Annotated in this window: 9 protein-coding genes; 5 read left to right on the top strand and 4 right to left on the bottom strand. The window is 68.1% G+C overall.

Going from position 1 to position 8,942, the window contains the following annotated elements:
• From ABD151_RS11875 to ABD151_RS11855, 5 genes are all read left to right on the top strand, one after another.
• The coding region (locus ABD151_RS11875) for an acyl-CoA dehydrogenase family protein (protein ID WP_343994567.1) at positions 1–808 on the top strand (808 nt) is incomplete at its 5' end.
• A 43-nt stretch (positions 809–851) separates the two neighbouring features.
• Positions 852–1,979, top strand: a complete 1,128-nt coding sequence (locus ABD151_RS11870; protein ID WP_343994565.1) for an acyl-CoA dehydrogenase family protein — start codon at positions 852–854, stop codon at positions 1,977–1,979.
• Positions 1,979–2,728, top strand: a complete 750-nt coding sequence (locus tag ABD151_RS11865; protein ID WP_343994563.1) for an SDR family NAD(P)-dependent oxidoreductase — start codon at positions 1,979–1,981, stop codon at positions 2,726–2,728. Before ABD151_RS11870 ends, ABD151_RS11865 begins: the two co-directional genes overlap by 1 nt.
• 25 nt (positions 2,729–2,753) lie before the next feature.
• On the top strand, positions 2,754–3,560 hold the full coding sequence (locus ABD151_RS11860) for an amidohydrolase family protein (RefSeq protein ID WP_343994561.1): 807 nt from the start codon (positions 2,754–2,756) through the stop codon (positions 3,558–3,560).
• Between the two features lie 245 nt (positions 3,561–3,805).
• A complete protein-coding gene (locus ABD151_RS11855) occupies positions 3,806–4,105 on the top strand; it encodes a GIY-YIG nuclease family protein (protein WP_343994559.1) in 300 nt (99 codons plus the stop codon).
• Between the two features lie 127 nt (positions 4,106–4,232).
• On the opposite strand, the gene ABD151_RS11850 is transcribed toward ABD151_RS11855, so the two are convergent.
• The 4 genes from ABD151_RS11850 to ABD151_RS11835 form a co-directional block, all read right to left on the bottom strand.
• Complete coding sequence (locus ABD151_RS11850; RefSeq protein ID WP_343994557.1) at positions 4,233–4,937, bottom strand: FadR/GntR family transcriptional regulator; 705 nt, start codon at positions 4,935–4,937, stop codon at positions 4,233–4,235.
• 99 nt (positions 4,938–5,036) lie between these two features.
• The gene (locus tag ABD151_RS11845) at positions 5,037–5,954 is read right to left on the bottom strand and encodes an alpha/beta hydrolase (RefSeq protein ID WP_343994555.1); all 918 of its coding nucleotides are present in this window, start codon (positions 5,952–5,954) and stop codon (positions 5,037–5,039) included.
• Positions 5,947–7,143 (bottom strand): CaiB/BaiF CoA transferase family protein, encoded by a 1,197-nt coding sequence (locus ABD151_RS11840; protein ID WP_343994553.1) that lies wholly within the window; start codon positions 7,141–7,143, stop codon positions 5,947–5,949. The genes ABD151_RS11845 and ABD151_RS11840 overlap by 8 nt, the downstream gene beginning before the upstream one ends.
• A complete protein-coding gene (locus tag ABD151_RS11835; RefSeq protein WP_343994551.1) occupies positions 7,140–8,765 on the bottom strand; it encodes a flavin-containing monooxygenase in 1,626 nt (541 codons plus the stop codon). Before ABD151_RS11835 ends, ABD151_RS11840 begins: the two co-directional genes overlap by 4 nt.
• Positions 8,766–8,942 lie beyond the last annotated feature (177 nt).

Below are 8,942 nucleotides of genomic sequence, written 5' to 3'. Positions count from 1 at the left end.
GAAGACCATGGCCGTCGGCATCTCCGAGCCTGACGCGGGCTCCGCCGCAACGGACATGCGCACCACGGGCAAGATCACCAACGGCACCGTCGTCATCAACGGCAACAAGCGGTGGATCTCCAACGGAGGCGAGGCGGACCAGTACGTCGTCTACTGCCGCCTCTCCGACGCACCGGGCGGGAAGGCCATCGGCGCCGTCGTCGTCGACAAGGACACGCCGGGCTTCTCGTGCGGTTCGAGCGAGCGCCTGATGGGCTTCCGTGGCATTCCCTCCGCCGACCTCTACTTCGACAACGTCGAGGTGCCCGAGGAGAACGTGGTCGTTCCGGCGGGCGGGTTCAGCAAGCTGTTCGGCGTCTTCTCCATCGAGCGCATGGGCAACACGACGATGAGTCTTGCGATCGCCCAAGCCGCGCTCGACAAGACCCTCAAGTACGTCGAGGAGCGGGAGCAGTTCGGCAAGCCGCTCATCGAGTTCCAGAGCATCCAGGTGATGGTGGCCGACATGGTGCTGCAGGTCCGGGCCGCGCGTCTCCTGCGCGACGACGCCGCCGCCTCGGTCAACGCCCACGGCATTCCCGACCCGCTGAAGGTGTCGCTCGCGAAGTGCACCGCCAACGAGATGGCGAAGCGGGTCACCGACCTCGCGATCCAGATCCACGGCGGCAACGGCTACACCGAGGAGTACGGTCTCGAACGACTGCACCGTGACGCCCACGGGTGGGCGATCGCGGGTGGCACGCCCACCATGCAGCGCACCCGGATCGTCTCCGAGGTGCTCGGCCGCAAGTTCGACCAGCGACGCTGACCGACCCGTGACTGCCGCACCCGTGGCAGGGAGGATGGAACCCATGTTCGACCTGAGCCCGGAGCACCGGGAGATCCAGGCCAAGGCCCGTGAGCTCGCTGCAGCCGTCGCGCCGTTCGCCGACGAAGCCGACGAGTACGTCGACGTGCACCCCAAGACCCGGGAGCTCCTGGCCGAGAGCGGGCTCGCTCGCTACGTCGTTCCCGCGCAGTACGGCGGCGCCCACGAGGTGCTGGATCCCTTGACGATCGCGGTGATCCGCGAGGCGCTGATGTACTCCTCGGCCCACCTCGACTCCCTGTTCGGCATGCAGGGCGTGGGCAGCTACTCGCTCTCCGCGGGCGGCTCTGAGGAGCTCAAGCAGGAATGGCTTCCGAAGGTCGCCGCGCTGGAGGCCATCGCCGCCCTCGCGCTCACCGAGCCCGACGTCGGCTCGGACCTGCGTGCCGTCAGCACCACCATGGAGGCGGACGGCGACGAGCTCGTCGTCAACGGCCGGAAGTCGTTCATCACCAACGGCGGCGCCGCCTCGTTCTACTGCACCCTGGTGCGCGAGGGCGACGGCTGGTCGATGGTGCTGATCCCGGCCGACACGCCTGGCCTGTCCGTCGAGCGCGGATCCGACCTGATCGCTCCGCACATCCTCGGCGAGCTGACCTTCACCGACGTCCGGGTGCCGGCGAACCACCGCTTGGGTGTGCCGGGCAAGGCGTTCTCCCTGATGCTCCAGACCCTGGCCGTCTTCCGGGTGACCGTGGCGGCGTCCGGTGTCGGGTTGGCCCAGGCCGCGCTCGACGAGGCGAAGGAGCACGCGCTGACCCGTGAGCAGTTCGGCAAGCCCCTGATCGAGCTTGGCGCCGTCTCGCAGAAGCTGGCCCAGTCGTGGACCGACGTCGAGGCAGCCCGCGCGTTCGTCTACCTGGCTGCGGCCCGCGCCAAGAGCGACCCGCTGGCCAATCTCGACCTGTCGTCGATGGCGAAGGTTCACGCCACGGAGGCGGCTGCTCAGGTGGTCGACCGCTCCATGCAGACCATGGGCCGCTTCGGACTGGTGCGGGGCTCCAAGATCGAGCGTCTGTACCGCAACGCGCGGCCGCTGCGGGTCTACGAGGGTGCCACCGAGGTGCTGCTCGACTCGCTCGCCCGCCGTCTCGCCAAGGGTGCGCGCTGATGGACCTCGGACTCACGGACTCCGTCGTCCTGGTGACCGGCGCCAGCCGAGGTCTGGGGGCCGCGATGGCCCTCGCGTTGGCGGCCGAGGGAGCACACGTCGTCGCGGCGGCGCGCTCGGTCGACAGCCTCGCCGAGGTGGCGGCCCAGGGTGGCGGCCGGATCAGCACGGTCGCCACCGACATGCGAGACGAGGCGTCCGTCGCGAAGCTCGTGCCAGAGGTGATCGCCCGGCACGGTCGCATCGACGGACTGATCAACAACGCGGGGATCGCCCCGGCTGGCAAGTTCGCCACCCAGGACCCTGAGGTGTGGAAGGACGCGATGGCCGTCAACGTCATCGCCCCGATGCTGCTGGCACAGGCGGCCGGTACGCACATGATCGAGCAGGGTGCCGGGCGGATCGTCAACATCGCCTCCACCACCGGCGTTCGCGGCAAGCCCTTCCTGGTTCCGTACTCCACCTCCAAGGGAGCCGTCGTCCGGTTCACCGAGGCGCTTGCTGCCGAATGGGCTCCCAAGAACGTCCAGGTCAACTGCATCGCGCCGGGGGCCTTCGTCACCGAGGCGCAGAAGGCGGTCACCGAATCGCCCGAGCTGCACGCCAAGCGCATCGCCAAGATCCCGGCCGGCCGTATGGCTGATCCCTCCGAGCTGGTTCCGCTGGCCTGCCTGCTCGTCTCCCCGCTCTCCTCGTTCACCTCCGGCGCGATCTTCGTCGTCGACGGTGGCGAGTCGGGCAAGCTCTGACCCATCACGGTCCACGGAGGTTCACGTGATCATTGACGCACACACCCATGTCTGGCCCGACCGGATCGCGGAGATCGCGCTCTCGTCCAGCGTCGACAAGCTCGACAACCTGGCGGCTCGAGGCAACGGAACCGTCGGTGGGCTGGTCGACGACATGTCCGCCAGCGGCGTCGACATGAGCTGCTGCCTCGGCATCGCCAATGAGGCTCGGCACGTCGACTCGGTCAACCGCTTCGTCGCTGGGCTGACCTCCGACACGCGCTTCGGCTTCGGCACCATCCATGTCGAGCTGTCGGTCGAGGAGAACATTGCCAGCCTCAAGCGCCATGGCATCCGCGGCGTCAAGATCCACCCGCTCTATCAGGGATTCGCCCTCGACGATCCGCGACTGTGGGCGATCCTCGAGGCATTCGGCGAGGACTTCGCGGTGATCACGCACGTGGGTGCAGGCGGCTCGGCGGAGGCCAACCGCCTCTCCAGCCCCGCGATGATCCGCGACATCGCCCGGCAGTTCCCGAAGCTGCGGTTGATGGCCTGCCACTTCGGCGGCTACAAGATCCTCGACGACGCCGAGGAGATGCTCGCCGGCGCCGACGTCGTCCTGGAGACCAGTTGGCCGCCGAGCCTCAAGACCCTGCGTCCCGAGCGCGTGCGCAACCTGATCCGCAAGCACGGCGCCGAGCGGATCGTGTTCGGCTCCGACTGGCCCATGACCAGCCCGGCCGAGGAGATCGCCGCGATCCAGGCCCTCGGCCTCAACGACACCGAGACCAAGCTCGTGCTCGGCGGAACCCTCGCTCGGGTCCTCGGCATCAAGTCCTCCTGGTCCTGACCTCCCTCGAGGCGGACCCAACCCTTGGAGGCGGACTCAACCCGGTGGTCGAGCTTGTCGAGACCTCACCTGAAGGTTGTTGTGGGTGATCTCGACAGGCTCGATCAGCGGTGGTGGGGTGGTCGTGCTGGGTCCGGTGGTCGAGCTTGTCGAGACCGTCGAGACGTCAGCACCGACCACCGCCGCTATCCACAGGCCCGGGCGGACCGCTCGACAGGTGCGGTCGAGCCGTCGAACGTGGGGCGATGAACGGCTATTGCTACATCCTCGAGTGCTCTGACGGGTCCTACTACGTCGGGAGCACCGTCGATCTCGAACGGCGGCTCTCCCAGCACGAGCTGGGAATCGGCGCTGCCTACACCCGTAGTCGACGTCCGGTCCGGCTCGTCTGGTACGAGTGCTACCCGCGGATCGATGCGGCTTACGCGCGGGAGAAACAGATTCAGAACTGGGGTCGCGACAAGCGGCGAGCGCTCATAGAGGGGCGAGCGGACGAACTGCCCCTGTTGGCGCGGAACTACGCGGACCGGTTCTCGGGGGAGTAGCCCTCGATGACGGCGCCACCGTCGATCGAGCTTGTCGAGATCGATCGCCGCGGCCTTCTGGCGGGGTCTCGACAGGCTCGACCACCGGGGACAGGCTCGACCAGCGGGGTCGACCGTCGTCAGGGGGTTAGCTGGAGACGCCCCAAACGATGGGGGCGTCGAGGACGTCGGGGAACTTCTTCTCGGCGTACTTCAGGTACTGCGCGATGTGGTCTTCCATCGCTGCGGCGGACTGTGCGGGGTCGTTGGCGGCGATCGCCTCGTAGATGTCGAGGTGGGCCTTGTGCACGGCGACGCGGCGCACTTCGGGGTAGTCGATGCCGATAGCGGAGCCGTCGAGGATGCCCAGGAGCGCGTCCACCAGGTAGCCGAACATCGCATTGCCCGATCCGTGGGCGATGACGTCGTGGAACCGCTTGTTCTCCTCGAGGAAGATCTCCTGGTCGCCGAGGTTGTCGTACATCGTGTCGACGCTCGACTTGAGGTCTGCCAACTGGTCCTTCCGCATCCGCTGTGCGGCCAGCTGCGCCATCATCGGCTCGAGACCCGCACGTGCCTCGGCGATGGTCCGGAAGGGTGCGCTGGAGAACTGCAGCAGCAACGTGAGCGAGGTGGCCAGGCTGGCGGAGTCCGGCTTCTGGACGACCGGGCCGCCACCGGGGCCCGGCTTGAGCGCGATCACGCCCTGGAGCTCGAGGAAGCGCAGCGATTCGCGCAGCGTGCCACGACCGATGTCGTACTCCTCGAGCATCACCCGCTCAGGGGGCAACCGGTCGCCGACGGTGTTGCCGCGCCTGTTGATGTCGGCGACGATCCGCTGAGCCAGGAGCATGGCGGTCTTCTGGGGTCGCATCGAAGCTGAGCTCATTGCATGTCCTCGGTCGGCAGCGGGGGCTGAGGGTGGATTCGGCTAATCCTAGTCATGAATTGCTCAAGGTGCGTGGTTTACGAGACCTTGAGCCAGCTGACGTACCGCGTCCAGGACACCCGCGCGAGCCGCGCGAGCCGCGGCCGATGCTCCGGTGAAGCGCAGGAACCCATGGCACAGCTCAGGATGCTCCTGGACCGTGACGGCGACGCCGGCGTCCTTGAGCCGAGCGGCGTAGTCGATCGCCTCGTCGCGGAGCGGGTCGTGCCCGGCAGCGACCACGTGAGTGACGGGCAGGCCGGAGAGATCGCCTGCGGATAGGGGAAGAAGGTCGGGCCCGGCGGTATCGCGCGCGTCGCGATCGACGTAGTGGTCGAAGAACCAGTGCATGTCGGTCGCACCGATCGGGAAGGCGTCGGCGCGACTTGTGTACGACTCGGTGACGCCGGGAGCTCCGAGAACGGGGTAGAGGAGCAGTTGGAATGCCGGCTCCCGGGTCGTGCCTCGAAGCCGCAGAGCCAACGCCGCGGCCAGATTGCCGCCTGCGCTGTCGCCACCCAGCGCGAGGACGCCGGGGTAGCGCTCGGCCGTCCAGTCCCAGGCAGCCGCCAGGTCGTCGAGAGGGGCAGGGAACCGATGCTCGGGTGCCAGTCGGTAGTCGATGCTCACCACCTGGACGCCGCACTCAGCAGCCAGGAAGCGGCAGAACTCGTCCGCGTAGTCCAGCCCGCCGGTGACCCAACCGCCGCCGTGGGCATACACCAACGTGATGTCGGTGGGAGGGCCGTAGAGCCGGAGCGCCACCGGGGCGCCATCCTCGCCGGGCTCGACGTCGCGGATGACGACGTCGGGCCCGGCGGAGCAGAGCCGGTTGCCCGTCACGATCCGCTCACGCGCCTCCGCCGGCGTCAGGTCGATCATCGGGACTCCGCCGGCTGAGGCATCCCGCAGGGCGGCGAGGCCCGGGTCGAGGTCAGCCACTGACCGCACCGCTGGAGACCAGCCGGGCGAGCTCAGCCTCCTCGATGCCGGCCGCCGTCAGGACCTCCGTGGTGTGCTCGCCGACGGCTGGGACGCCGTCGTACGTCGGCCCGTCGTACCCGTTGACGTGCAGGATCGGTCCCGGCACGAGGGCGTCTCCCAAGGGGCTGTTCTTGAGCATGCTCAAGGTGCGCTCGCGGAAGTGCGGGTCGTCGACGATGTCGGAGGAGTCGTTGACCGCCGCGGCGACGACCTCGTTCTCCTCCAAGATGGCGAGGTTCTCGTCGCGGGTTCGCTCCTTGATCCACGCGATGACGATCGCCTGCAGGCTCTCGTTGTTGGTCATCCGCGCCTCGTTGGTGCAGTAGCGCGCGTCGGTCTTCAGGTCGGGGCGGCCCATCGCATCGAAGAGGCGCATGGCGATCGCCTGGTTGGACGCCGCGATGGACAGCCATCCACCGTCTGCCGCCTCGTAGATGCCGCGCGGGGACGCGGCACCGGATGCGTTGCCGTGGCGCTGCATGATCGTGCCGCTCGAGGTGTAGTTGAGGACGGCGTCACCGAGGATGAACATCAGCGGCTCGTACAGGGCGACGTCGACCTCGCGGCCGTGGCCGGTGCGCCCACGCTCGAACAACGCCATCGCGATGCCGTAGGCGGCGGAGATGCCGGCGATCGAGTCGGCGAAGCCGAACGGCGGCGCGGTTGGCGGCGTGTGCGGCCAGCCGTTGAGGTAGGCGTAGCCGCTCGCGGTCTCCGCAACCGTGCCGAAGCCGGGGCGCTCCCGGTAGGGCCCGGTCTGGCCGAATCCGCTGACGCGGCCCATCACGAGGCCGGGGTTGTCGGCCGCCAGCTCGGCGTAGGACATGCCCCACTTCTCCATCCGGCCCGGCCGGAAGTTCTCGATGAGGACGTCGGCTCCGGAGACGAGGCGCTTGAGGACGTCGCGGCCGTCGGCATTGCGCATGTCGATGCCGACCGACCGCTTGCCCGAGTTGAGGCGGGCGAAGCCGATGGCGGTGCCGTTGTGCGCGGGCTGCCACTGCCGGGCGAAGTCGCCCTGCGCGGGGTCCTCGATCTTGATCACCTCGGCGCCGAAGTCGCGCAGCATGCGACCGGCGGTGGGTGCGGCGTACATCGAGCCGGCTTCGATCACCCGCAGCCCGGCGAGGGGTCCGTTGCTGGTCATGGCTTGATCTCTCCTCGAGTGAGTGTGAACCCGGCGTAGTCGTCGGCGGCGACCTTGTCGCAGATGTCGCGGTAGTGGCCGACCCCTCCCAGGTAGAGGGAGAAGACGCGGGGCTTGCCCGGGATGTTGGCACCGAGGTACCAGGAGTTGCCCTTCATGAAGAGGGTCGGGGCGGCGATGTCATAGACCTCTTGGGTCCAGCGGTCCTGGGCGTCGTCGTCGACCTCGGCGCTGACGATCCCGTTGCGGAACTGATGATCGATGAAGGTGGTGATCCACTCCACGTGCTGCTCGATCGAGATGAGCACGTTGGAGATCACCGACGGGCTGCCCGCGCCGGCCACGACATAGAGGTTGGGGAACCCGTGGGTGCCGATGCCGAGGAAGGTGCGGGGGCCGTCCTTCCACGCGTCGGGCAGACGCTGCCCGTCCACCCCGACGATGTCGATCGCGAAGAGGGGCCCGGTGAGGGCGTCGAAGCCGGTCGCGGTGATCAGGACGTCGAGCTCGTGGCGAGCTCCGCTCGCGAGCACCACGTCGTTGCCCTCGATGCGCTCGATCGGGTCAGCCTTGACGTCGACGAGTGACACGTCGTCGCGGTTGAAGGTCGTGTAGTAGTCGATCTCGAGCACCAGGCGCTTGGCGCCGAAGGGGTAGCCCTTGGGGCACAGCTTCTCGGCGGTCTCCGGGTCCTTGACGATCTCGCGGATCCGCTCCTTGACGAAGTCCCCGGCCTTCTCGGCGGCCTCTTCGTTGGTGCGGAAGTCGCGGTACGCCGCCAGGATGTCCGGTCCGCCCTTCTCCCAGTGGCCGTGGAAGGTCTCCTCCAGAGCGCCGGGGTCGACGTCCAGGGCCGACTCCGTGCCGATGTGTCGGTGGGTGCCGCCGGGGTGGTGACGGGCGATCTCGCGGTAGTCCTGGAACCTGGACTTCAGGTCTTGCACATACGCAGGATCGAGGTCGTGGTTGCGCGCTGGGATCGCGTAGTGCGCGGTGCGCTGGAGGACGGTGGTGTGTGCCGCCAGCTTGGCCACCTGGGGGATGGTCTGGACGCCGGAGGAGCCGGTGCCGATCACGCCGACCCGCTTGCCGGTCAGCTGGACGCCGTCGCGCGGCCAGTCGCCGGTGTGGAGCAGCTCGCCGGCGAACTGCTCGATCCCCTCGATGTCGGGGAGCTGCGGCTTGGAGAGCTGGCCGCTGGCCATGATCACGTGTCGAGCGCGGATCGTGTCTCCGCGATCGGTCGTGACCAGCCAGACGAACGCGTCTGCGTCCCAGTGCATCGCGTCCACGCGGGTGTCGAACGAGATCCCGGAGCGGAGCTCCAACCGATCGGCGACGAAGTTGATGTAGCGCAGGATCTCGGGCTGGGCGGGGTAGCGCTCGGCCCAGGTCCAGTCCTGCACGATGGAGTCGTCGAAGGAGTAGCAGTAGTCGACGCTCTCGATGTCACAGCGGGCGCCGGGGTACCGGTTGCGGTACCAGACTCCGCCCAGGTCGTCGTCGGCCTCGACAAGATGGACGGATCGGCCGAGCGTCCGGAGCCGATGAAGGCTGTAGAGACCGGAGAAGCCGGCTCCCACGACGAGGACGTCGAGTTCGGTTGGCGGGATGACGCGCACAGGGACCCTCCTAGAATCAATGCCTATGAATATTAGCATTGCAGTGAAGGGGGTCACAAGGGCGACGGGCGACGCGTTCCTCAGGTGGTGACGAGGAGGCGCGGGAGCCCTGGCCTGAGGTGCACCATCTCAGACCGGGGGCACGGTTTCCCTCGCTCCCGGGAAGGAGGGGCGCAG

The sequence above is a fragment of the Nocardioides dubius genome, assembly GCF_039528155.1.
GTDB lineage: Bacteria > Actinomycetota > Actinomycetes > Propionibacteriales > Nocardioidaceae > Nocardioides > Nocardioides dubius.
Note: the sequence above shows the minus strand (reverse complement) of the source record. Positions and strands in the feature narration are given on the sequence as shown.

Bases quoted from the DNA above. Each gene is read 5' to 3' on its own strand.
- ABD151_RS11870 (WP_343994565.1), top strand. From the start codon at position 852: ATGTTCGACCTGAGCCCGGAGCACCGGGAGATCCAGGCCAAGGCCCGT.
- ABD151_RS11840 (WP_343994553.1), bottom strand. From the start codon at position 7,143: ATGACCAGCAACGGACCCCTCGCCGGGCTGCGGGTGATCGAAGCCGGC.
- ABD151_RS11865 (WP_343994563.1), top strand. From the start codon at position 1,979: ATGGACCTCGGACTCACGGACTCCGTCGTCCTGGTGACCGGCGCCAGC.
- ABD151_RS11855 (WP_343994559.1), top strand. From the start codon at position 3,806: ATGAACGGCTATTGCTACATCCTCGAGTGCTCTGACGGGTCCTACTAC.
- ABD151_RS11850 (WP_343994557.1), bottom strand. From the start codon at position 4,937: ATGCTCCTGGCTCAGCGGATCGTCGCCGACATCAACAGGCGCGGCAAC.